We start from the raw sequence: 23,010 nt of genomic DNA, 5'->3' as shown, positions 1-23,010 counted from the left end.
GAAGCCCGCTTCCGCCGAATCAAGACGGACTTTCGCCGATCGTCGAACAAAGTGCCAGGAGCTAGAGCATCGCCTTCATCGAGTCGGCGGCCGACAGCACGTACGGCTGCTCGGCCATGATCGAGGACCAGTTCTCCGCGATCGCCTCCGGGGTGTCGACGCCCTTGGCCCCGGGGCCCTCGGCGACGAACACGCGCGCCACCTTGCCGCCGCCGACGCTGAAGACCTCGCCCGAGGCCTCGCAGCTGTCGTGTGCCAGGTAGGCCACGAGGGCGCTGACCCGCTCGGCGGTGAACTTGGCCTCGAACTCGGCCGGCAGCAGCGACTCGGTCATCCGGGTCCAGGCGATCGGGGCGATGGCGTTGGCCTTGATGCCGCTGCGGGCGCCCTCGATGGCCAGGGTCTTGGTCAGCCCGACCAGGCCCATCTTGGCGGTGGAGTAGTTGGCCTGACCGAAGTTGCCGAACAGGCCGGCCGGGCTCGACGTGTTCACGATGCGGCCGTAGCCCTGCTCCTTGAGGTAGGGGTAGGCGGCCTGGCTGACCAGGTAGGAGCCGCGCACGTGCACGGCGAGCACGCCGTCGAACTCCTCGACGGTCATCTTGCCGAACGACTTGTCGCGCAGGATGCCCGCGTTGTTGATGACGATGTCGATCTTGCCGAAGGCCTCGACCGCCGCCGCGACGATGGCCCGCGCGCCCTCGGGGGTGGCGACGTTGTCGGGGCTGGCCACCGCCTGGCCGCCGTTCTTGGTGATGAGCTCCACCACCTCGGCCGCCGGGCTCGCCGACGCCCCGGTGCCGTCGAGCGCGCCGCCCAGGTCGTTGACGACGACCTTGGCGCCCCGCTCGGCCAGCAGCAACGCGTGTGACCTGCCCAGCCCGTGCCCGCCGCCGGTGACGATCGCGACCTTGTCCTCGAACCGCAACATGCCAGCCCTCCAGCTCTGCTCCGAAAGAGAACATCATTCTAGTACGGGTGCTGATCGTTGCGGATAGTGATCGAACCGCTCTTTCTCTGCTAAAGTTTTGGGCCCCGCAACGGGGCGGTGGCAACGGCGGCCTCTGCCCTCCCCTCTCGCGGGCTGGAGGACTTATGCCCTTCCGCGTGGTCCAGTGGGCGACTGGTGCTGTCGGCAGATACGCCCTGAGAGATGTCCTGGCCCGGGCGGATCTGCAACTGGCGGGAGTCCTCGTCTACGACCCCGACAAGATCGGCCTCGACGCGGGCGAGCTGGTGGGCGCCGCACCCACGGGAGTGGTCTGCACCGACGACGTCGAACAGGTCCTCGCCCTCGACGCCGACTGCGTCCTGCACATGCCGCTGCCCTCGTCGTACTTCGACGGCAGCCACGGCAACGACGTCGAGACCATCTGCGCCCTGCTCGCCTCCGGCAAGAACGTCATCACCACCACGGGGTTCGTCTACCCCAAGAACTACGGGCACCGGGTTCTGGAACGTATCGAGGCCGCCTGCGCGCGCGGCGGCACCTCCCTGCACGGCACCGGCATCAACCCTGGCTTCATGAGCGACTTCCTGCCGCTCGCCCTGTCGGGGCTGTCGAGCCGCATCGACCACCTGTACGTCCGCGAGTCCTCCGACTTCCGCGGCCACCCCTCGCGCCAGATCGTGGTCGACCTCATCGGCTTCACCCGCTCGGCCAAGGACTACACCGCCGCCGTGCGCCCCTATCGAGCGTTCCAGCGCGCCCTGTTCGCCGAGAGCGTCCAGCTCGTCGCCGACGCGCTCGGCGTCGTCCTCGACGAGGTCGAGGAGACCGACGAGTTCGAACTCGCCACCGAGGAGTTCGAGATCTCCGCCGGCCTCGTCCGCGAGGGCACCGTCTGCGCCTCCCGGTGGATCTTCTCCGGGCTGGTGCGCGGGCGGCCCTTCATGACGATCGAGTGCGTCTACAAGGCCGACTCCACCCGCGTCGAGCGCTGGGCGGAACCCGGGTTCACCATCCACATCGAGGGTGTGCCGCAGATGACGGTCGCCGTCGAGGAGGTCAGCCACGGGCTGGCCGCCGCGGCGGCGCACGCGGTCAACGCCATTCCGGCGGTGGTGACCGCGTCGCCCGGCATCAAGACCCTGCTCGACCTGCCCCTGCCGACCGGCCGCGGAACGGTCCGCCTCGCCTGACGGGCCGCCGCGCCGCGACCTACAGGGGGCTCTCCCTGAACTGCCCGAACCTGCCCCGGTGGTAGAGCAGCGGCCGTTCCTGGTGCACGGCCGTCTCCAGCACCTCCCCCACCACCAGGACGTGGTCGCCGATCTCGTGCGTGGCGTACGGCCGGCACACGATGTGCGCCGCGGCTCCCTCCAGCAGCGGCGTCCCGTACTGACATGGCCGCCACCTGGTCGGCTCGCCGAACCTGTCGATGCCGCGCCTGGCGAACCTCGTCGCCAGCGGCGCCTGGTCGCCTCCCAGCACGTTGACCGTGAAGTGGTCGGCCAGCCGCAACCACGGCCACGTGGTCGACTCCCTGTCGATGGAGAACTGCACCAGCGGCGGGTCGAGGCTGGCCGAGGTGAACGAGGTGGCGGTGAGCCCGACGGGGACGCCCTCCGAGTGCGCGGTGACGATGACGACTCCGGCGGCGTGCTGGGCCAGCGCGCTCCTGAAGCCGTCGGCGTCGATCATCACGGTCATCGCGTCACCTCCTGGGCGACCCGGATCTGCGGCGCGACCCGCCGCGCCCAGCCGTCAAGCACGTCCAGCTCCGCCAGTTCGGATTCCAGCAGCGCCAGCCCTGGTGTCGGCACGTGGGCGCCCAGTTCCACCAGAAGCGGCCGGAAGTGGGCCTCGACCGCCAGCGCGTGCCTGGCGTCACCCATCACCAGCACCGGCACCGCCGTCCGCCCGGCCAGCGCGTTGGGCGGCAACCGGTCCACGAACGCCTTCAGCAGCCCGGTGTAGGTCGCCTTGTAGGTCGGGCTGGCGAACACGATCACGTCGGCGCCCCGCACCAGTTCCAGGGCGATCTCCAATGCGGCGTGCGCCCCGGGCGCCAGGAGCGCGGGGCCCAGCGCCGACAGGTCGACCGTGTCGCGCGGCCCGGCGTATTCCAGGCGCTCGACCAGCGCGTCGGTCACCGCCTGCGCGGCGGCTGCGGTACGTGACCCCGCTCGGGGGTTTCCGATCACGGTGACGATGCTCACGCTGCCTCCAGCCCGTAGTGGCCGCGCAAGGTGCGCGACTCGTACTCCTTGCGGAACAATCCGCGAATCTGCAGTTCGGGCACCACGTAGTCGACGAAGTCGGCCAGCCCGCCGGGCAGCAGGGGCGGCATGATGTTGAAGCCGTCCGCCCCGCCGTACTCGAACCACTCCTGGAGGTGGTCGGCGATCTGCTCGGGGGTGCCCGCGACCACGCGGTGGCCGCGCCCGCCTGCCAGGCGCTTGATGAGCTGGCCGATGCTCAGCCCTTCGCGCCTTGCCAGGTCCAGGACCAGCCGCTGCCTGCTCTGCTGGCCGTCGGGGTTCTGGGTGAGGTCGGCGGGCAGCGGCCCGTCGAGCGGATGGTCGGACAGGTCCACGCCGAAGATGTTCGACAGCTGCTGCACGCCGTAGGCGGGGATGATCAGTTCTTCGAGGTCGCGTTCCAGCCTGAGCGCCTCGCGTTCGGTCGAGCCGATGATCGGCGAGGCTCCCGGGAGGATCTTGAGCTCGTGCGGCTCCCGGCCGTACGGGTGCAGGCGGGCTTTCAGGTCGGCGTAGAACTCCTGGGCGTCGGGCAGGGTCTGCTGCGCGGTGAAGACGGCCTCGGCGAAGCGGGCGGCGAACTCCTTGCCGTCCTCCGAGGAGCCGGCCTGCACCAGCAGCGGGCGCCCCTGCGGCGGGCGCTGGACGTTGAGCGGTCCCCGGACCCTGAAGTGCGTGCCCTCGTGGTCCAGCGGGCGGATCTTGCCGGTGTCTGCGAAGACGCCTGCGCGCCGGTCGGCCACGACGGCGTCCTCGCTCCAGGAGTCCCACAGGTTGATCGCGACCTGCAGGAACTCCTCGGCCCGGTGGTAGCGCACGCCGTGCGAGGGGCGGGTGACGCCGAAGTTGGCCGCCTCGGCCTCGCCCGCGCTGGTGACGATGTTCCAGCCCGCCCGGCCGCCGCTGATGTGGTCGAGGCTGGCGAGCTTCCTGGCGACGTGGAAGGGCTCGTTGTAGGTGGTGGAGACGGTGGCGATCAGGCCGATGTGGTCGGTCACCGTGGCCAGGGCGGCCAGCAGGGTGAGCGGTTCGAGGCCGCCGAGGGCGTTGTGCCTGGCGTTGCCCCACAGGGCCAGGCCGTCGGCCAGGAAGAGCGAGTCGAGCTTGCCCCGCTCGGCGGTCCTGGCCAGGTCTTGGTAGTGGCGGATGTCGGTGATCCGGCGCGGCTCCGTACTCGGATGGCGCCAGGCGGCCTCGTGGTGGCCGACCCCCATCAGGAAAGCATTCAGGTGCATGGTCACGATTTGTCCCTAGAGAGATACGAGTAGGGGCGGAATCGGGATCAATGACACTGGGCGCTCGCGACGCGGCAGTAGTCGACGTGCGCGCGCCGGGTCAGGACCTGGCTCATGTCCATGAAGCTACGGAACGAGTGGCCCTAAGTCAATATTTCCTACAGGATTTACATGGAATACCACAGGTCCGGTTCGCCCACGACCCGACGCACGAGCCCCTTGGCCTCCAGCCAGGCCAGGTGGGCCAGGGTCTCGTTGTTGGCCGCGCGCTTCATGAACGGCGGGATGGTGTCCCACGGCCGCGACCAGGTGAGCTGCGTGGCGACCTCCCAGCACGTCACGCCGTCGCCGCCGGTGACCACGCGCTCCACCTCGTCGAGCCGCTCCCGGTGGTGGGTCATGACGTAGTCGACCCGCTCGGCCAGCTCCAGGAAACGGTATTCGTGCGCGGGGAGCACCTCGTCGACCTCGAAGCGCTTCATCGCCTTCAGCGAGTCGAGGTAGTCGGCCAGGGGGTTGGCGCCCGACTGCGGGTGCACCGCGACCATCGGCGTGATCTTGGCCAGCACGTGGTCGCCCGAGAACAGCAGCTTGCGCTCCGGCGACACGAAGCACAGGTGGCCGGGCGAGTGGCCCGGCGTCCACAACGCCCGCAGGTCCCACCCCTTCAGCCCCACGGCCTCGTCGTGCTCGATCAACCGGTCGGGGATGGCGGTGGAGACCATGTGGCGGATCATCATCGACGCCCCGGCGAGCTCGTCGAGCGTGAGCTCCGGCACGCCCGACCTGACCAGCAGTGCCCGCTCCCGCGCGACCAGCGACTCGATGAACTCGTCGTCGTAGCGGTCGCGCAGCAGGCCCGCGTCGGCGGGGTGCAGCCCGATCCAGGCGCCCGACACCTCGCGGATGCGCCCGGCCAGCCCGTAGTGATCGGGGTGGATGTGGGTGACGAGCACCGCCTTCACATCCGTGATCTCGTACCCAGCCACGGCCAGCCCGTCGCCGAGCGCCTGGAAGGCCTCGTCGGTGTTCCACCCGGCGTCGACGATCGCCACGCCGTCGGGCAGTTCGAGGGCGTAGACCAGGACGTATCGCAACGGATTCACGGGAATCGGAACCGGGATGGACCACAGGCCGGGCCGTACCTTCTCGACCGGGGGCAGCTCGCCGCCCAGCCATGCGGCCCGTTGCGCTTCGTTGGCCGCCGTCACCACGAACTTCGTCATCCCACCATTCTTACAGAACCTTGTTCTGCTGTGGCGGGCGCGGGGGACTTCGGCATCCGGACGAACAGCAGGAGCGACAACGTCACGACACCCGCCGACAACGCCCACGCCACGCTCACGCCGTACGCCGAGGCCATCGTCCCCAGGAGGAGGTTGGCCATGCCGCCACCCGCCTGGAGGGCCAGGGAGCTGATCGAGGTGACGGTGGTGCGCTGGGCGGAGGTGACGGCGTTGTGGGTCATCTCCTGGAAGAAGAGCCCGGCCAGCGCGAGACCGGCGAACATCACGACGTAGGCCCCGGCGGCGCTCACCATGCCGGCGGCCCCGGTGAGGCCGGTCGTGGCCGACAGGGCGGCGATGGCCAGCGCGACGACGGCGACACCCGCCACCGCTCCCCTGCGGCCCCCGCCGAGCACGCGGGCGGCCCGGGGGGCCAGGGCGGACCCGGCTGAGCTGCCGAAGAAGCCGAGCGCGGCGACCAGGGCATAGGCGGTGGCGCCCAGCTCGGTGCCGCCCGCGAGCGACGCCAGCCGTCCCGGCGTCAGCAGCTCGACCGAGACGAGCGCGACGCCGTCGGCCACGGCGAACAGGGTCAGGCGCCGCAGCAGGGAGCCGCCGAAGGCGAGCCGTACGCCGGAGACGACGGTGAGGGGCACCTCGCGCAGCACCCCGCCCAGCCCGCGGCGACCGTGCGGGGGCTCCGGCATCGCGAACACTGTCACGACCAGCAGGCCGACCGCGGCGACCGCGGCCAGGATCGGTGGTACGGCCAGCGGCTCGATCGTCGCGTCCGGCACGATCAGCGGCACGAAGCCGCCCACCAGGACGCCGATTCCCAGCGAGAGCGAGCCCATGGAGGCGCCCAGCGAGAGTCCCGGCTTGAGGTCGGCGGATGAGCCGCTGGCGGCGTGGAGGGTGTCGACGTACCACGCCTCGGCGGGGCCGCTGCTCAGCGCCCTGGCGACGCCCTTGAGCGCCGCCGACAGCACGAACAGCCAGATCGTGGTCGCGAAGGCCAGCGTCAGCAGGCCCGCCGCCATGATCGCGGCGGAGGCGATCAGCACGTTGCGGCGGCCGATCACGTCGGACAGGCCACCGGTGGGCAGCTCCAGGCTCAGCGTGACGACGGAGTAGACCGTCATGACCAGGCCGACCTCGGCCAGCCCGAGCCCGCGCTCCGACATCAGCAGGACCATCGAGGGGATCATCAGCGCGGCGGGCAGCCACATGAGGAAGCTGACCAGGGCGAAACGGCGGCGAGCGGACTCGGGGGTGATCATCTCAGTCGGCCTCTTCCGTGTGACGCGGATAGGCGGCGATGAACAGGTTCACGTGCTCGCCACCCTCGCCGTATTCACGTTCCAGCTCGTCCTTGAGAGCCTCCATCCGCCGATGGAGCTCCCTGAGCCCTTCGGCGCTCAGCCGGACGAAGTAGTCGCTCATTCCGGCCGCGCTCACCCACTCGGCGGGCCACGTGGCGTTCCTGAAGTCGCCCATGACCCTGGCCAGGGCCTCGACCTGGCGCGCCTCCATGATCGACAGCGCCTCGCGGCCCTCGGGCGTCTCCGACATCTGCCGGGAGTCCCACGACGTGTACTGGTGTCTGGCACGCCAGACCCGCTCGCGGCCGTCGGAGGAAGGCTCCTCCTCGATGAAGCCGAACTTCGCCAGCTCGCGCAGGTGATAGCTGGTCGAGCCCGAGCTCTCGTCGACCTTGCGCCCGAGCTGGCTGGCGGTGGCGGGGCCTTCCGCTCGCAGCAGGCCCAGGAGCCTGACCCGCAGAGGGTGGGCCACCACCTTCAGGACCCTGGGGTCGCTGATCACATAGGACTCGTCCATGCCTCCACGATAAACCGCAAAGGCATTTTTGCAAAGACTATTTTGCGATCATCAGATAGATCATGAAACCGAGCACGCCGAGGAGGATGAGCACGGCCATGCCCGCCTGGACCGCGTAGAAGACGATCATCGCCGTCGAGCCCGGCCACTGCTGCGGGGCGGGGCCGAGCGCCCCGGCGTTGAACATGGTCAGCGGGGCGCGATACTCCAGCTCCACCGTGTCGCCCGGCATCATCCGCAGCGGACCGCCCGCGTGACCGATACGTCCCATGTACGGGACGTGCATCGCCAGGTGGTGCTGCCCCGGCACCACCGGTATCACGTTGCGGCCCCACCTGACGGGCACCGGCTGGTTGTTGAGGAACAGACGCGGCTTGACCAGCATGAACAGGAAGGCCATCGGGTGATGCTTGATGTCGACGACGAGCCATGACTGAGGGGGATTCATAACGGGATAGCCTGCCATTCATGCTGGACGACATTCTGGTTGACGAGGCAATTCACACGATTCGCCCTGATTTCGCGGTGCTTGTCATGACGGCTCACGGCCTGCGCAACGGACCCACCGACGACCGCTCGCGCGCCCGGCTGGCCGAGGCGTCGGAGCAGGGCGTGCAGGCCGACAAGATCGAGTCGTGGCGCGAGGCCTACAAGGCCTTCGGCGCCAAGCCCTCGCGCACCAGGCCGAGCGTCGACGCGCTCACCCGCCGGCTGCCGTTGCCCGAGATCAACCAGGTCGTCGACGCCTACAACTCGATCAGCGTCAAGCACTGCCTGCCGATCGGCGGCGAGGACCTCGACAAGTACGACGGCCCCGCCCGCCTGACGGTGGCCACCGGCGACGAGGCCTCGGAGGAGGCCCTCGGCGCCCCCGAACCGGGCGAGGTCATCTGGCGCGACGGCACCGGCGTCACCTGCCGCCGCTGGAACTGGCGCCAGGTCGTGCGCACCCGCCTCACCGAGGAGACGGTCAACGCACTCTTCCTCCTGGAGCGGCTGGAGCCGATGTCGATCGAGGAGCTGGAGCTCGCCGGCAAGGAGCTGGCGGCCCTGCTGACCGAGCTGTCCCCAGACGTCCGGATCGCCACCCGCTTGATCACAAACGGGAAGTAAACCCGCGTTTCCTAGGTTGATACTCAAAGGTGATAAAGCGCACACCCCCCGGATTGACTAGGTAGACGTGACTCCTTTGGATCGTCCTGAGAGGATCGGGCCATCCCTGCTCGCCCGACGGGCGCATCCTGCCAGTTCGGGCGAGTAGCCTTGGACAGGTTCTCTAACATCAACGCCGATCTGCGGAAGAGGGCGATTTCCGCCGTGTCGTCAGAGTCGTCGCGGTCAAACCCGCTGGCAAGCTTTGGACAGAACGAGTGGCTTGTCGACGAGCTGTACCAGAAGTACCTCCAGGATCCCGAGTCTGTGGACAAGGCCTGGTGGAACTTCTTCGCTGACTACAACCCTGATTACGGACCGGGTCGAACCCCGGTCAGGGAGGCGGCGAACGGCCCGGTGACCACCGCGCCCGCAGCGGCTCCCGCACCAGCGAAAGCAGCCGGGAGTGCACCCGCGGCTGCCCCACCGAAAGTTGCCAAGCCTCCCGTGAGCACGCCGATTCCGGCAGGGGCCGAGGAAGTCAAGATGCGGGGCGCCGCTGCCCGCACGGCCCAGAACATGGACCTCTCCCTGTCGGTCCCGACCGCGACCAGCGTCCGGGCCATCCCGGCCAAGCTGCTGATCGACAACCGCATCGTGATCAACAATCACCTGAAGCGGGGTCGCGGCGGCAAGGTCTCCTTCACGCACCTGATCGGCTACGCGATCGTCAAGGCGCTGAAGGCCATGCCGGAGATGAACTTCTCCTACGCCGAGGTCGACGGCAAGCCGACGCTGGTCAAGCCCGAGCACGTGGGCTTCGGACTGGCGATCGACGTGCAGAAGAGCAACGGCGAGCGCCAGCTGCTGGTGCCCTCCATCAAGGGCGCCGACGACATGGACTTCCGCCAGTTCTGGATGGCCTACGAGGAGATCGTGCGCAAGGCGCGCGGCAACAAGCTCGGGGTCGACGACTTCCAGGGCACGACGATCTCGCTGACCAACCCCGGCACGATCGGCACCGTCCACTCCGTGCCGCGCCTGATGCCCGGACAGGGCGCGATCGTGGGCGTCGGCGCGATGGAGTACCCCGCCGAGTACCAGGGCGCCTCTCCCGAGACGCTGTCGCGCCTGGCGGTCTCCAAGGTCATGACGCTGACCAGCACCTACGACCACCGGATCATCCAGGGCGCCCAGTCGGGCGACTTCCTGCGCCAGATCCACCGTCTGCTGCTGGGCGAGGACGGCTTCTACGACGAGGTCTTCGAGTCCCTGCGCATCCCGTACGAGCCCGTGCGCTGGATCCAGGACATCTCGACCTCCCACGACGACGACGTGGCCAAGTCCGCTCGCGTGATCGAGCTGATCCACGCCTACCGGGTGCGCGGCCACCTCATGGCCGAGACCGACCCGCTCGAGTACAAGCAGCGCAAGCACCCCGACCTCGACATCCAGTCGCACGGCCTGACGCTGTGGGACCTGGAGCGCGAGTTCGCCACGGGCGGCTTCGGCGGCAAGCCGCTGGCCAAGCTGCGCGAGATCCTGGGCGTGCTGCGCGACTCCTACTGCCGCACCATCGGCATCGAGTACATGCACATCCAGAACCCCGAAGAGCGGGCCTGGATCCAGGCGCGGGTGGAGAAGCCGTACAAGTCTCCCGACCGCGGCGAGCAGCTCCACATCCTGGAGCGTCTCAACACCGCCGAGGCCTTCGAGACCTTCCTGCAGACGAAGTTCGTCGGCCAGAAGCGTTTCTCGCTGGAGGGCGGCGAGTCGCTGGTGCCGCTCCTCGACTCGGTGATCGGCGAGGCCGCCGACGAGCAGCTCGACGAGGTCGTCATCGGCATGGCCCACCGCGGCCGCCTCAACGTCCTGGCCAACATCGTGGGCAAGTCGTACGCCCAGATCTTCGGCGAGTTCGAGGGCAACATCGACCCGCGCACCGCCCACGGCTCCGGCGACGTGAAGTACCACCTGGGCGCCACCGGGCAGTTCACCGCCCACAACGGCAAGACCATCACCGCCTCCGTGGTCGCCAACCCCTCGCACCTCGAGGCGGTCGACCCGGTCCTGGAGGGCGTCGTGCGCGCCAAGCAGGACCTCCTGGAGCGCGGCGAGGAGGGCTTCACGGTCCTGCCGATCCTGGTCCACGGCGACGCGGCCTTCGCCGGCCAGGGCGTCGTGGCCGAGACGCTCAACCTGTCGCAGCTGCGCGGCTACCGCACCGGCGGCACCGTCCACGTCGTGGTCAACAACCAGGTCGGCTTCACCACCTCGCCCGCCTCGTCGCGGTCGAGCGTCTACGCCACCGACGTGGCGCGGATGATCCAGGCGCCGATCTTCCACGTCAACGGCGACGACCCCGAGGCCGTCGTCCGCGTGGGCAAGCTGGCCTACGAGTACCGTCAGGCGTTCCGCAAGGACGTCGTGATCGACATGATCTGCTACCGGCGCCGCGGCCACAACGAGGGCGACAACCCCGCCTACACGCAGCCGCTGATGTACGACATCATCGACGCCAAGCGCTCCACCCGTAAGCTCTACACCGAGGCCCTGATCGGCCGCGGCGACATCACGGTCGAAGAGGCCGAGCAGGCGCTGCGCGACTACCAGGCCAAGCTGGAGCAGGCCTTCACCGAGGTCCGCGAGGCGGCCAAGAAGCCGCAGGAGACCGCCGACGCCGAGCTGCGCGTGCCGCCGACCGAGGTCGTCAAGTGGAGCCACGACGACACCCCGACGGCGATCACCGACGAGACGCTCAAGCGCATCGTCGACACCCAGCTCAACCTGCCCGACGGCTTCACCGTCCACCCGCGCCTGGGCCCGATCATCCAGCGCCGCGGCCAGATGGTGGAGCAGGACAGCATCGACTGGGGAATGGGCGAGACCCTCGCCTTCGGCTCGCTGCTCATCGACGGCCACCCGGTCCGCCTGGTCGGCCAGGACTCCCGCCGCGGCACCTTCGTGCAGCGCCACGCCGTGCTGGTCGACCGCGTCACCGGCGGCGAGCACACCCCGCTGAAGACCTTCAACCAGGGCACCACGAAGTTCTACGTCTACGACTCGCTGCTCAGCGAGTTCGCGGCGCTGGGCTTCGAGTACGGCTACAGCGTCGTGCGTCCCGACGCCCTGGTGTTGTGGGAGGCCCAGTTCGGCGACTTCGTCAACGGCGCCCAGACGATCATCGACGAGTTCATCTCGTCCGGTGAGCAGAAGTGGGGCCAGAAGTCGGGCGTCGTCCTGCTCCTGCCCCACGGCTACGAGGGTCAGGGCCCCGACCACTCCAGCGCCCGCATCGAGCGCTTCCTGCAGGTCTGCGCCCTCGACAACATGACCGTCGCCCAGCCGACGACCCCGGCCAACTACTTCCACCTCCTGCGGTGGCAGGTCGAGTCCGGACGCCACAAGCCGCTGGTGGTCTTCACGCCGAAGTCCCTCCTGCGGCACAAGCTGGCCACCTCGAAGGCGGCCGACTTCACCGCCGGCACCTTCCAGCCCGTCATCGGCGACGCCACCGTCGACCCGGGCAAGGTCACCAGGGTCGTGATGGTCTCCGGCAAGCTCTACTACGACCTGGTCCAGGGTCGCGACAAGTCGGGTCGCGACGACGTGGCCATCGTCCGCCTGGAGCGCCTCTACCCGTTCCCGCAGGAGGAGCTGAGCGCCGAGCTGGCGCGCTACGGCTCCGACGTGGAGCTGGTGTGGGCTCAGGACGAGCCGGTCAACATGGGGCCGTGGCCGTACCTCACCCTGAAGCTGGCGGAGAACCCGACCCTGTTCGGCGGGCGCACCCCGCGCAGGGTCAGCCGCTCGGCCAACAGCTCTCCCGCGGTCGGCTCGCACGCCGCCCACGACAGGGAGCTGGAGGAGATCCTCCACCAGCTGTTCTGACCTCGTCAGCACGCGACGCCCCCGTCTTCCCCGGAAGGCGGGGGCGTTCGCCTTCCCCACTAGGGTGACCTGTATGTACTTCACCGACAGGGGCATCGAGGAGCTCGTCCAGCGGCGGGGCGAGGAGGAGGTCAGCCTCGGCTGGCTGGGCGAGCGGCTGCGCGAGTTCGTCGATCTCAATCCCGAGTTCGAGACTCCGGTCGAGCGTCTGGCGACCTGGCTCGCCCGGCTCGACGACGAAGACGAGTAATATCTTGAGTTATTCGGAGACGCGACATATCGTGTAGATATGGAGTGGACGATTGACGAGCCCCAGCAGCTGACCTTCGACGAGGTTCGCGAGCTGAACGTGCGAACGGTGGCCGGACGGCTGAACGTCCTGGCCAGCGATGCGACCCCCACCCTTCACGTGGCGGAGATCGACTCGGCCCCCTTGATCGTCACCCTCGACGACGAGGGCACGCTGACGGTCGCCTACCAGGACCTGACCTGGGACGGGCTGCTGAGCTGGCTGAAGCCCTCCGGCCCGCGGCACTGCGACCTGACGATCACGGTCCCGAGCGGCTGCCAGGTCAGCGTGGGCGTGGTGAGCGCCCATGCCGTGGTCACCGGCTTCACCAGGAAGACCAGGGTGAAGAGCGTCGCTGGCGACATCGTCCTCGACGGCGTGAGCGGCGACGTCTCGGCCGAGACCGTCTCCGGGGCCCTCGAGAGCCGGGCGATGGAGGGCGATCTGTCCTTCACGAGCATCTCCGGCGACCTGACGGTGGCCGGGGGCACGCCGCGCCGGCTGAAGGCCAAGACCGTGTCGGGCAGGATCACCGCCGACCTGCGGCTGCGGCCCACCGGGCACGTCACGGTCAACACCGTCTCCGGCGACAGCCTGATCAGGCTCCCCCACAACGTCGATGCCGACGTGACGATGCGCTCGACCGTCGGCGAGCTCAACTCCTCCTTCGAGGGGCTGGACCACATCGGCAAACCGGGTTCGAGAACCATGCGCGGCAGGCTCGGCGGGGGGATGGCGTCGGTGTCGGCCAACTCCGTCAGCGGCAGGGTCGCGCTCATCAGGGGGGAGAACGAATGAGCCCCGTCTTCGGGCACGGACGGCTGCGGCTGTACCTGCTCAAGCTGCTGGAGGAGAGCCCGCGCCACGGGTACGAGGTGATCAGGCTGCTCCAGGACAGGTTCCTGGGCGTCTACTCCCCCTCCCCCGGCACGATCTACCCGCGCCTGGCCAGGCTGGAGGAGGAGGGCCTGGTCACCCACGAGGTGATCGACGGCAAGAAGGTCTTCTCCCTGACCGACAAGGGGCGCGCCGAGCTGCACGCGCGCCTCGACGAGCTGGCCGACCTGGAGCAGAGCCTGACCGAATCGGTGCAGGACATCGCCCGCGAGGTCAAGGAGGACGTGCGCTCGACCGTGCGCTCGCTGCGCGAGGAGCTGACGCAGGCGGCCAAGGACGTGCGCTCGCCCGACCTGTCGAAGAGCTGGACCCACTGGCAGGAGCGCGACTGGCGCAACACCTGGGCCAGGGTCTGGTCGACGTTCGGCGACGCCCCCGAGAACCGCGCGGAGCTCGACGCCGCCCTGGGCGAGGTGCTGGCCGACTTCGTGGCGCAGGTGCGCCAGGAGGCCTCGGCGGGCAACCTGACCCGGCAGTCGCTGGAGCAGTGCCGCCGCATCCTCGACGAGGCGTCGGCGAAGATCGGCGATCAGCTCCGATAGGCCGCCCGGCGCGCCCGGTAGGCGATGGGCATGTAGCGCAGCCGTTCGGGAAGCCGGGGCGTCACGGCCGCGACCGAACGGCCCAGCGCCAGTAACATCCGCTCTTGCCGTACGGACCACGACAGGCCGAGTTTCTTCCGTACGGCGGGCGGCAGGGTGCCCACGGTGACGAACTGGTTGAACTCCCCCGAGGCCATCCCCAACGGCCGCCATAACGCCCGGGGCAGTCCCGCCGGCGCGGGCGTGGCCTTGAGGGCGGCCAGGACCTCCAGCGCGGTCGGGTGCGCTTCGAGCCGGTCGGCGATCATGTGGTCGAAGTAGACCCAGAACGCCTCCAGGTCGGCGGGCACCTCGCGCTCCGGCACCTGGAGGATGTCGCCGAGCAGCATGAACTCCTCGTACAGCCGGGCCGTGTCGACGGGCCCGCCGAAGATCCGCTGCACTGCGAGGAAACGTTCGAAGAGCGTGAGGTGCACCCAGGCCCACGCCTCGCCGTTCAGCGCGTGGTAGGTGCGGCCCTGCTCGTCGACGCCGCTGATCGGGCGGTGCAGCTCGCGCAGGCGCGCCCCCTCGGCCGGGCCGTCGGCGTAGACCCACTTCTGCACCGAGGTGAGGGTGCGGTTGAGCCGGCCCCAGGGGTCGCTCTTGTAGTCGGAGTGCTCCCGCACGGCGGCGCCGACGGCCGGATGCATGGTCTGCAGGATCAGTGCGCTTCCGGCGGCGAGCAGGTTGCGGTACTCCCCGGCCAGGTCCCACTGGACCGAGCCGGGCCCGAAGGTCTGCATGCCATAAGTATTCGCTTACTCGACGCTGAAGACAACCTTCCCGAAGAGGTCGCCGCCGGCCATCGCCGCGAACCCGTCCGCGGCCTGCGCCAGCGGCAGCACCCGGTCGATGAGCGGGCGCACGCCGGTCTGCTCCAGGAAGACGGCCAGGCGCTGCAGCTGGTCGCGGGTGCCCATGGTCGAGCCGACGACCGACAGCTGCAGGAAGAAGACGCGGTTGAGGTCGGCCGGCGGCACCGCGCCGCTGGTCGCGCCCGAGACGACGATGCGCCCGCCGGGACGGAGCGACTTCAGCGAGTGGTCCCAGGTCGCCTGCCCGACGGTCTCCATGACCGCGTCGACCCGCTCGGGAAGCCGCGCGCCCGGCTCGAAGACCTGGTCGGCGCCGAGCTCCAGGGCCCTGGAACGTTTCTCCTCCGACCTGGAGGTCGCCCACACCCGGTAGCCTCCGGCGCGGCCGAGGGCGATCAGCGCGGTGGCCACGCCGCCACCCGCGCCCTGGACCAGCACGGTCGAGCCCGGCTCCAGCCCGGCCTTGTCGAACAGCATGCGGTAGGCGGTCAGCCACGCGGTGGGCAGGCAGGCCGCCTGCTCGAAGCTGAGTGCGGCGGGCTTGGGCACGAGGTTGCGCCGGGGCACGGCGACCCGCTCGGCGAAGGTGCCGTCGTGCGTCTCCGACAGCAGGCTCCGGCGCGGGTCGAGCGTCTCGTCGGGTCCCGTGCCGATGACCGAGTGCACGATGACCTCGTTGCCGTCCTCGTCGAGCCCCGCCGCGTCGCAGCCGAGCACGATCGGCAGCCGGTCCTGCCGGATGCCGACGCCCTTGAGGGTCCAGAGGTCGTGGTGGTTGAGTGCGGCGGCCTTCACCGTGACGGTGGTCCACCCGTCGGGAGTCTTGGGCTCCGGATGCTCACCCAGGGTCAGCCCGGCCAGGGGGTTGTCGGGATCGGTCTGTGTGGCGGTTACGGCGAACATGTCGGCAATCTACTTGAGCCGGACCCGGATTCCCTCGATCGCCTGCGTCACCCAGTCGCCGGTTCCCGACGCGCCGATCGAGAGCCCGTCGCGGCACAGGTAGGTGAAGCGGCCGCGCGACTGGATCAGCGCCGACGGCGGGCGGGGGTTCGCGCGGCACACCGGAGTGGGCACCAGGACCACCGTCGGCCCTTCCGGCGGGCCGAACCACAACTGGGGCCCGGCGGGCTCCCTGCTCCAGCCCGACTCCCCCGGCTCGGCCAGGCGCAGCGGCTCCTTGGCCGACAGCACCAGGAAGCCGTCGTCGGTCACTTTGCCGGTCAGGTTGCGCGCCCAGGTCATCCGCTGCTCGAAGGTCAGCCCCTGCGAACGGTCGTACAGGGCCAGGCGCCAGTCGCCGAACGCGAACAGCAGCACCTGCCCGGACCCGCCGCCCGGCTGCCGCGGCCACAGGGTGACGTTGTCGGTCAGGTTGCGCAGCGCCTGGCCGCCCCTGCTCACCTCGGCCTGGCCCGCGTAGGGGGCGACCAGCTGGCGGTACATGGTCATCTCGCCGTCGAGCCAGCCGCCCAGCATCGGCCGCACGCCCATCGCCGCCAGGCCCAGCTGACGGGGGTAGCGCACCTCGGCGGCCGTGCCGTCGGGGAAGACCACGTCGATGACCTCGTCGTCGCCGTCGCGGCGGGCCACAGGGCTGATGACGTTCGGCGTCGTCACCACGGCCGTCGGGGTCGGCGTCGGGCTCGCCTTCGGCTCCGGGGGCCCGGAGCCGCGCGTCGACAGGAGGCCGATCACCACGATGACCGCGAGGGCCAGGAGCAGCCCGGCGCCGAGCCGGCGCCGGCGGTCCTTGCTGCCCGCCTCGATGACGTCGAACGGCTCGCTCACGCCGCCAGTTCAGTTGAGGTGGGACCTCGCGCGCAAGGGTTCGGATCTGGCGAAATCGTCACGAAATCCGAACCTGATCACCAGGCGGCCCGGTTGACCCCTCCCTCGGACGAAAGCCGCACCTCCTGACCGACGAGCTCACGCCCCAGGGCGTCGGCGATCAGGTCCGCCTGCCGTACCAGAGCATGAGCACGCCTGCCGTCCGGCAGGTCCACGACCAGGATGCCCTTGTCGGGGCGGCCCTCGCGGTCGTGGGCGATCGTGTAGCCGGCGACGGTGGCGGGCCCCTCGTGCACGTCGGCGATCGGCACCGGATCGGCGACGAAGACCGGGGCGCCGTCGGAACGATCCGTGCCGGGCTCGCTGGACCACACAGCGTAGGCGTGCTTGGTCAGGTGCATGCCGACGCCGGTGACCAGGCCGTGCCCGCCGTCGCGCAGCAGGGCGGCCATGGTGGCCGTGGAGTGCAGCACGTAGCAGCTCGAAGGTCCTCCCGCGTACGGCAGGCCGCCGGTCACGGTGAGCCCCCGCCGGTCCAGCGGGTCGAGCCCCAGCGTGTCGCACGCCTGGCGCAGGGCGATGGCGAAGCAGCTGTAGAGATCGAGCGCGTTCATGTCGTCCAGGCCCAGCCCCGCGCGCTCGAAGGCGGCCCGCGCCGCGTGCCCGAGCGCCTGGCTGCCGCCGAGCGCCGGGCGGGCGGCCACCTCCCAGGTGTCCTCGGCGTAGGCCCAGCCGCGCAGGTAGATCCGCTGGTCGCGGGGGACGTTGAGGCGGTCGGCGAGTCCGGAGCTGGCCAGGACGAGCGCGGCGGCCTGGTCGACCTCGATGACCGCGACCGTGTTCCTGGTGTACGGCCAGCCGACGAACCGGTTGGCGGCGGTGGGGGTGGCCAGTTCCTGAGGAGTCATGACCTTGCGGCGCCAGGCGTGACGGTTGGCGGCGGCCACCTCGGTCATGGGGGCCATCATCTCGCCCCTGTCCAGCATTTCCTCTTTTATGTCGATATTTCTGAATTTACGGCGGGCGGTCTCCATGATGGCGTACGTATGCACCGGCATGAACAGCTCGTGCGCCAGCTCGCTGGCATGCGGAGGGCGTTCCCAGCCATAGGGCGGTTTGGGATTGGCCGCATGACTCCACGGCACATGTTCGCCTTTGTGCCGATAGGCGCGCCGGGTCGCCAGCGCCTCGGCTCCGACCACCAGCGCGGCGTCCAGCTCCCCTCGCGCGATGCGGGCGGCCGCCTCACCGATGAGCAGCTGCGGCGCCGTACCACTGACCTTCGAGTAGACGCGGTGGCGCGGGTCGGCGCCGAGCCGGCGGGCCAGCCGGTCGGCAGGGGCGTCGTACTGCCAGGAGTCGCTGTAGACGATCTGGATCGAGTCCAGCCGGTGCAGCGGAAGCCGCGCGTCGCGGGCCGCCTCTCTGGCCACCAGTTCCCAGAGATCCAGGGGCTCGGGTCCGGGTTGCTCGCGAACGGTGTGCTGGGCCACACCGATGAGACAGGGGGTGCGAGGATCCATGGCGCAATCTAACCAGAACATTATTCGAGTGGCTATTGTTCACTTTGTTGCGCCTGTTTCCAGTGAGATTTTCCGGCCCCTTCGACCTGCGGAAATGCTTTCTCGGAATATATGCGCTCTGGTTATTTCAATAACAGGATGGAACCGTCCCAGACTTTTTCACGTCGTTTCATGGATTTCCGGGAGCGCCTTTCGTTAGCGTCTCGCTCGTTTTCCTGGCCCATCCGGGGCGACAGTCCCCCGCTCTGGGCCGCCGAGAACTGGAAGGAGCTCCACCATGTCCCGAGCAAGGAAGGCACTGGGTGTCGCGATCCCTCTCGCGGCCCTCAGCGGTCTGGTCAGCCTGCCCGCCGCCAACGCCGGCGCGACGGCTGACGACGTCGTCTCCGCCGCGGCGAAGACGACCACCAGCGGTTCGGCGGTCTCGTTCTGGACCCCGGACAAACTGCGCAAGGCCGAGAACGCCGACTACGCCCTCGACGTGACCGGCCGCAGCGGCAAGGCCTCCAACTCCACCCCCGACGGGCCGCCCGGATCCGTGCCCCCGATCGGCCAGGAGGGTGCCAAGTCGCCCAAGGTCAAGCAGGTCAACCTGCCCAACACCGTCGGACGCGTCTTCTTCATCGACGGCAAGGGCGACTGGAAGTACTGCTCGGCCACCTCGATCCAGGGCAAGTACCGCAACCTGGTGGCCACGTCGGCGCACTGCGTCTACGACACCAAGTACAACCGCTTCCACTCCAACTGGGTGTTCATCCCGTCGTACTGGGACGGCAACCAGGCATGGGAGGGCAAGGCCCCGTACGGCATCTACGAGGCCAAGACCTTCAACGCGCACGACGACTTCGTGGTGAAGGAGGACTACGACTTCGACTACGCGTTCGTCAACGTCTTCAGCGGCTACAAGGTCGAGTGGAAGAAGCTGCCCGGCGGCGGCTGGGAGCCGGTCCAGAAGCTCATCGGCCGGCTCGGCGACAACGTCGGCGGCCAGGGCTTCACCTGGAACCGCAGCACCAAGGCCAACGTCTTCTCCTTCGGCTACCCGGCCGGCGAGCACCCCGACGGCGACAAGCCGTACACGGGCCGCACGATGAAGTGGTGCTACGGCAAGACGGCTCCGATGCCGGCTGCCGCCAAGTTCCGCATCGAGGAGCACGTCGGCTTCAAGTGCAGCTTCACCGCGGGCGCGAGCGGTGGTCCGTTCATCTACAACTACCGCAACACCTCGCGGACCGGTTACGTCATCGGCGTCAACAGCGTCGCCTGGGACACCGACGGCAACGACCGGTACGACCACATCTCGTCGCCGTACTTCAACAGCGACACTTACAAGATCTACAAGGCGGCGGCGAACCGGTGGACCGGTAACCCGCCGAAGTGGACCCCGTAAGCACCATCTTGAGGGCCCGTAAGCGCCTTTCACCGGGCGCTTACGGGCCTTCGGGCATAGTTGCCCAGATAACGAATCTCGATCCGAGCTGCAATAGTCCAGTTGATCTGGAAAAATCACCCCAGAACGGAAGGTAGTTACATGATCCCCCGAGTCAGGCACCTAGCGGCAGCCGCCCTCAGCGGCGCGCTGCTGATGCTGCCTGCACTCGTTTCCTCCCCTGCCCTCGCGGCCCCCGCCGACCGCGTCTTCGCCATCGACATGGCCAGAACCGACTCCCAGCTCAAGTCGGTCCTCAAGCAGTGGAGCCCGCAGAAGCTCGCCGAGGCCGAGAAGGCCAGCCCGGCCACGCCCGGCCCCAAGAGCGAGTCCTCCGGTACGGCAGGCAACGGCAAGCCCGTCACCCTCCCCTCCAAGGTCGACCCGCGCGACGTCGAGCCCGTCGCCCCCTCCTCGGGCAGCGCCCGCACCTTCGGTAAGGTCTTCTTCTCCTTCGGGGACAAGGAGTACTGGTGCTCGGCCAGCTCGATCGCCGCCAAGAACGCCAGCGTGGTCGCCACCGCCGGACACTGCGCCTACGACATCCGCACGCTGAAGCCGGCCTCCAACTGGATCTTCGTCCCCAACCCGGGCCCCGACGGCTCCGCCCCCGACGGCATCTACGTCGGCGCCTCGGTCGCCGTCCACGAGCAGTGGCCGTGGACGGGTGACTACGACTACGACTACGCGTTCGTGACGGTGCACTCCGGCATCAAGTGGGAGAACAAGAACGGCGAGCCGGCCCCGGTCTCCGTCGGCAAGCTGCAGGACAACGTGGGCGGTCAGGGGCTGACCATCCTGCGCAAGACGGGGAACACGGTGCACGCGTTCGGCTACCCGGCGGGCGCGCAGCCCAACGGCACCCGGCCGTTCGACGGGCGCGGCCTGAAGAGCTGCACCGGGGCCACGAGCTGGACGAAGTCGCCGAGCTTCATGGTGAAGTACGGGGTGCTGCTGCCGTGCAACTTCACCAGCGGGGTCAGCGGCGGGCCGTGGCTGATGGAGTACAACGCGGGGACCAAGCTGGGCAAGCTCAACGGGGTCAACAGCCTGACCTGGTACAGCGGGGCCAACGGGGTGTACGACGGGATCTCGTCGCCGTACTTCAACAAGGACACGTTGTCCGTCTACCTCGCGGCCGCAGCGGCCTGACGCTTCCTTCCCCAAGGCCCCCGCGGGGGCCTTTTTTCGTTGCAGGACACGGGCTGATGACGCTTAGGTAGATCAATAAGCCTATTTAGACGGAGCGGACCCGAAATCGGTGCCATGTTGGCGATGTGATCTGAGTCACATTTTACTATTCACGCACCGTGTCGTCTCGCTCACACCCCTCGAGACACTTCCGTAACATTCCCAGCTAGGGCCGCGAAAACGGACATCTCTCGGCGCGGCCTCTGACAGATAACGGCACGGTCACGAGGGTAAGCCAGCCTTCCGGATGCTCCGAAGTGGCTTTTACCTGCGAAGATCCCCCGATATGTTCCTTGCTGTCCCTTTACTGACGCATGGGACGCCAGTTGCGTCCCACGACAGAGCAAGGAGCAAGTTCCCTTGAAGCGCATCCTCATCCCCGCCAGCGGTGCCGTCCTGGCCACCGGTCTGCTGGCTGCCGGCCTCGCCACCTCGGCGCAGGCCGCCCCCGACGTCGCCGCCGACGCGCTGGCGAAGAACGCCGCCGCGGCGCAGGAGATCGCGAAGTTCTGGTCCGAGAACAACAACGCCGCTCTCAAGGCTGCGACCGCCTCCAACGTCTGGGACAACTCGGACGTCACCAAGCTGAAGAGCTCCGGCGGCTACTCCGCCGACAGCAAGCCGGGCCTCATCGGCACCCCGGTCACCAAGTCCTCCAAGGTTCACAACGTGAACCTGCCGAAGACCATCGGCAAGGTGTTCTTCGTCAACAACAAGGGCGAGAAGAAGTGGTGCTCGGCCACCGCTATCCAGTCCAAGTACAAGAACCTGGTCTCGACCGCCGGTCACTGCGTCTACGACGTCGCCGACAACACCGACGTCATGTCGAAGTGGGTCTTCGTCCCCGGCTACTACCAGGGCAAGGCGCCTTACGGCATCTACGTCGGCAAGCAGGCGTTCACGCACTACGACTTCGACGTGTACGAGGACTTCGACCGCGACTACGCGTTCGTGACCGTGTACAACGGCATCAACATCTCCTCGAGCACGCCGAAGGAGGTCACGAAGAGCGTCTTCACCGCTCACACGGGGCCGAAGTTCGTCAAGGCCAAGGAAGTCACCGAGGCCGAATACCTGGCCGGTGTCGAGAAGTACGGCGTCAACGGCCCGTTCCAGGCCAAGCCGGTCGACCCGACCGTCGAGACCGTCGCCAAGCCAGCCGACGTCACCAGCAAGAACCTCGAGGAGTACATCTCCAAGGGCATCAACGGCGTTCAGCTCGTTGGCGTCGAGACCTCCGCCTCGGAGTACGAGAAGGCTCCGAAGGGCCTCGAGAACGGCTACAAGTTCGAGCGCCTCAGCGTGCCCGTGCCGATCAGCCAGAACGAGTACGACAAGCTCGTCGCCGACAAGGCCGACGGCAAGCTGCCCTACATTCAGCTCCGTCAGCTGAAGGACGACAAGGGCAACGTCATCGGCTGGGAGAAGCAGCAGTTCTTCGTCAAGCGGTGGACCAAGACCACCGTGAAGATGAAGTACTGGCAGGAGTCGTACTTCACGGTCGACGTCGCCGTCAAGGACGCCGGTCGCCTCGGCGACAACGTCGGCGGCCAGGGCTTCGCCTGGAACCAGCCCACCGGCAAGTACATCCGCGTGTTCGGCTACCCGGCCCTCGCGCACCCGGACGGCAACAAGAACTTCACCGGCGTGACGCCGAAGTGGTGCTACGGCAAGACCTCCGCCAAGGTCGTGCAGGCGCCCGCCAAGAAGATCGAGGAGCACGTCTCCATCCGGTGCTCGATGACCGAGGGCGCCGACGGTGGCCCCTGGCTGTACAACTACAGCAACGCCAAGCGCATCGGTTACGTGAACGGTGTCACCAGCACCTTCGCCGACCAGGACGGCAACAACCGCATCGACACCATCACCTCGCCGTACTTCGACGGCGAGACCGCCACCGTCTACCGCTCCGCGGCCAACGTGTGGTCCGGCAAGATCGTCGGCTGACGCATCTCGCACCCGCTGTGAGCCCTCGGTCACCGAGGGTTCACGGCTAGAGACACA

At 68.6% G+C, this 23,010-nt stretch carries 21 protein-coding genes; 9 read left to right on the top strand and 12 right to left on the bottom strand.

Features of this window, described 5'->3' with window-relative positions; all coding sequences use genetic code 11:
• Positions 1 to 61 precede the first annotated feature (61 nt).
• Positions 62 to 931, bottom strand: a complete 870-nt coding sequence (locus ACIBH1_RS17345; RefSeq protein WP_397314765.1) for an SDR family NAD(P)-dependent oxidoreductase — start codon at positions 929 to 931, stop codon at positions 62 to 64.
• A gap of 164 nt (positions 932 to 1,095) precedes the next feature.
• Here ACIBH1_RS17345 and ACIBH1_RS17340 point away from each other — a divergent pair, with 164 nt between their 5' ends.
• On the top strand, positions 1,096 to 2,142 hold the full coding sequence (locus ACIBH1_RS17340) for a dihydrodipicolinate reductase (RefSeq protein WP_397314764.1): 1,047 nt from the start codon (positions 1,096 to 1,098) through the stop codon (positions 2,140 to 2,142).
• Between the two features lie 19 nt (positions 2,143 to 2,161).
• Here ACIBH1_RS17340 and ACIBH1_RS17335 read toward each other — a convergent pair whose 3' ends face one another.
• The 7 genes from ACIBH1_RS17335 to ACIBH1_RS17305 form a co-directional block, all read right to left on the bottom strand.
• Positions 2,162 to 2,653 carry a flavin reductase family protein gene (locus ACIBH1_RS17335; RefSeq protein ID WP_397314763.1) on the bottom strand — a complete coding sequence of 164 codons (492 nt, stop codon included), beginning with the start codon at positions 2,651 to 2,653 and terminating at the stop codon, positions 2,162 to 2,164.
• A complete protein-coding gene (locus ACIBH1_RS17330; protein WP_397314762.1) occupies positions 2,650 to 3,162 on the bottom strand; it encodes an NADPH-dependent FMN reductase in 513 nt (170 codons plus the stop codon). The genes ACIBH1_RS17335 and ACIBH1_RS17330 overlap by 4 nt, the downstream gene beginning before the upstream one ends.
• Positions 3,159 to 4,439, bottom strand: a complete 1,281-nt coding sequence (locus ACIBH1_RS17325) for an LLM class flavin-dependent oxidoreductase (protein WP_397315324.1) — start codon at positions 4,437 to 4,439, stop codon at positions 3,159 to 3,161. Before ACIBH1_RS17325 ends, ACIBH1_RS17330 begins: the two co-directional genes overlap by 4 nt.
• A gap of 167 nt (positions 4,440 to 4,606) precedes the next feature.
• Positions 4,607 to 5,665, bottom strand: coding sequence for an MBL fold metallo-hydrolase (locus ACIBH1_RS17320; protein WP_397314761.1), 1,059 nt, complete (start codon positions 5,663 to 5,665; stop codon positions 4,607 to 4,609).
• Positions 5,662 to 6,945 (bottom strand): MFS transporter, encoded by a 1,284-nt coding sequence (locus ACIBH1_RS17315; RefSeq protein WP_397314760.1) that lies wholly within the window; start codon positions 6,943 to 6,945, stop codon positions 5,662 to 5,664. The genes ACIBH1_RS17320 and ACIBH1_RS17315 overlap by 4 nt, the downstream gene beginning before the upstream one ends.
• 1 nt (position 6,946) lies before the next feature.
• Positions 6,947 to 7,504 carry a helix-turn-helix domain-containing protein gene (locus ACIBH1_RS17310; RefSeq protein WP_397314759.1) on the bottom strand — a complete coding sequence of 186 codons (558 nt, stop codon included), beginning with the start codon at positions 7,502 to 7,504 and terminating at the stop codon, positions 6,947 to 6,949.
• Positions 7,505 to 7,541: 37 nt separating this feature from the next.
• Positions 7,542 to 7,952, bottom strand: a complete 411-nt coding sequence (locus ACIBH1_RS17305) for a hypothetical protein (protein ID WP_397314758.1) — start codon at positions 7,950 to 7,952, stop codon at positions 7,542 to 7,544.
• Positions 7,953 to 8,038: 86 nt separating this feature from the next.
• Here ACIBH1_RS17305 and ACIBH1_RS17300 point away from each other — a divergent pair, with 86 nt between their 5' ends.
• From ACIBH1_RS17300 to ACIBH1_RS17280, 5 genes are all read left to right on the top strand, one after another.
• Positions 8,039 to 8,617, top strand: coding sequence for a B3/4 domain-containing protein (locus tag ACIBH1_RS17300; protein WP_397314757.1), 579 nt, complete (start codon positions 8,039 to 8,041; stop codon positions 8,615 to 8,617).
• Positions 8,618 to 8,821: 204 nt separating this feature from the next.
• Complete coding sequence (locus tag ACIBH1_RS17295) at positions 8,822 to 12,487, top strand: multifunctional oxoglutarate decarboxylase/oxoglutarate dehydrogenase thiamine pyrophosphate-binding subunit/dihydrolipoyllysine-residue succinyltransferase subunit (protein WP_397314756.1); 3,666 nt, start codon at positions 8,822 to 8,824, stop codon at positions 12,485 to 12,487.
• 73 nt (positions 12,488 to 12,560) lie between these two features.
• The gene (locus ACIBH1_RS17290; protein ID WP_397314755.1) at positions 12,561 to 12,737 is read left to right on the top strand and encodes a DUF6104 family protein; all 177 of its coding nucleotides are present in this window, start codon (positions 12,561 to 12,563) and stop codon (positions 12,735 to 12,737) included.
• A gap of 39 nt (positions 12,738 to 12,776) precedes the next feature.
• Positions 12,777 to 13,574, top strand: a complete 798-nt coding sequence (locus ACIBH1_RS17285) for a DUF4097 family beta strand repeat-containing protein (protein WP_397314753.1) — start codon at positions 12,777 to 12,779, stop codon at positions 13,572 to 13,574.
• Complete coding sequence (locus ACIBH1_RS17280; RefSeq protein ID WP_397314752.1) at positions 13,571 to 14,215, top strand: PadR family transcriptional regulator; 645 nt, start codon at positions 13,571 to 13,573, stop codon at positions 14,213 to 14,215. The genes ACIBH1_RS17285 and ACIBH1_RS17280 overlap by 4 nt, the downstream gene beginning before the upstream one ends.
• On the opposite strand, the gene ACIBH1_RS17275 is transcribed toward ACIBH1_RS17280, so the two are convergent.
• The 4 genes from ACIBH1_RS17275 to ACIBH1_RS17260 all read right to left on the bottom strand — a co-directional run bounded on the left by ACIBH1_RS17275 (position 14,203) and on the right by ACIBH1_RS17260 (position 18,386).
• Positions 14,203 to 15,000, bottom strand: a complete 798-nt coding sequence (locus ACIBH1_RS17275; protein ID WP_397314751.1) for an oxygenase MpaB family protein — start codon at positions 14,998 to 15,000, stop codon at positions 14,203 to 14,205. The genes ACIBH1_RS17280 and ACIBH1_RS17275 overlap by 13 nt on opposite strands.
• A 15-nt stretch (positions 15,001 to 15,015) precedes the next feature.
• Positions 15,016 to 15,975 (bottom strand): zinc-binding dehydrogenase, encoded by a 960-nt coding sequence (locus ACIBH1_RS17270; protein WP_397314749.1) that lies wholly within the window; start codon positions 15,973 to 15,975, stop codon positions 15,016 to 15,018.
• 9 nt (positions 15,976 to 15,984) lie between these two features.
• Entirely contained in the window at positions 15,985 to 16,863 is an 879-nt protein-coding gene (locus ACIBH1_RS17265) for a hypothetical protein (protein WP_397314748.1), read from the bottom strand.
• Between the two features lie 77 nt (positions 16,864 to 16,940).
• Positions 16,941 to 18,386, bottom strand: coding sequence for an acetyl-CoA synthetase (locus ACIBH1_RS17260; RefSeq protein ID WP_397314747.1), 1,446 nt, complete (start codon positions 18,384 to 18,386; stop codon positions 16,941 to 16,943).
• A gap of 277 nt (positions 18,387 to 18,663) precedes the next feature.
• On the opposite strand from ACIBH1_RS17260, the gene ACIBH1_RS17255 reads away from it, so the two are divergent.
• From ACIBH1_RS17255 to ACIBH1_RS17245, 3 genes are all read left to right on the top strand, one after another.
• The gene (locus ACIBH1_RS17255) at positions 18,664 to 19,776 is read left to right on the top strand and encodes a trypsin-like serine peptidase (protein WP_397314746.1); all 1,113 of its coding nucleotides are present in this window, start codon (positions 18,664 to 18,666) and stop codon (positions 19,774 to 19,776) included.
• A 141-nt stretch (positions 19,777 to 19,917) separates the two neighbouring features.
• Positions 19,918 to 20,967, top strand: a complete 1,050-nt coding sequence (locus ACIBH1_RS17250; RefSeq protein ID WP_397314745.1) for a trypsin-like serine peptidase — start codon at positions 19,918 to 19,920, stop codon at positions 20,965 to 20,967.
• Positions 20,968 to 21,366: 399 nt separating this feature from the next.
• The gene (locus ACIBH1_RS17245) at positions 21,367 to 22,953 is read left to right on the top strand and encodes a trypsin-like serine peptidase (protein WP_397314744.1); all 1,587 of its coding nucleotides are present in this window, start codon (positions 21,367 to 21,369) and stop codon (positions 22,951 to 22,953) included.
• Positions 22,954 to 23,010 lie beyond the last annotated feature (57 nt).

Origin of the sequence: Nonomuraea sp. NPDC050663, from assembly GCF_044456985.1 — a bacterium.
In the GTDB taxonomy this organism is placed as follows: Bacteria; Actinomycetota; Actinomycetes; order Streptosporangiales; family Streptosporangiaceae; genus Nonomuraea.
The sequence above is the reverse complement of the archived record's forward strand: the minus strand, read 5'-3'. Positions and strand labels throughout refer to the sequence as shown.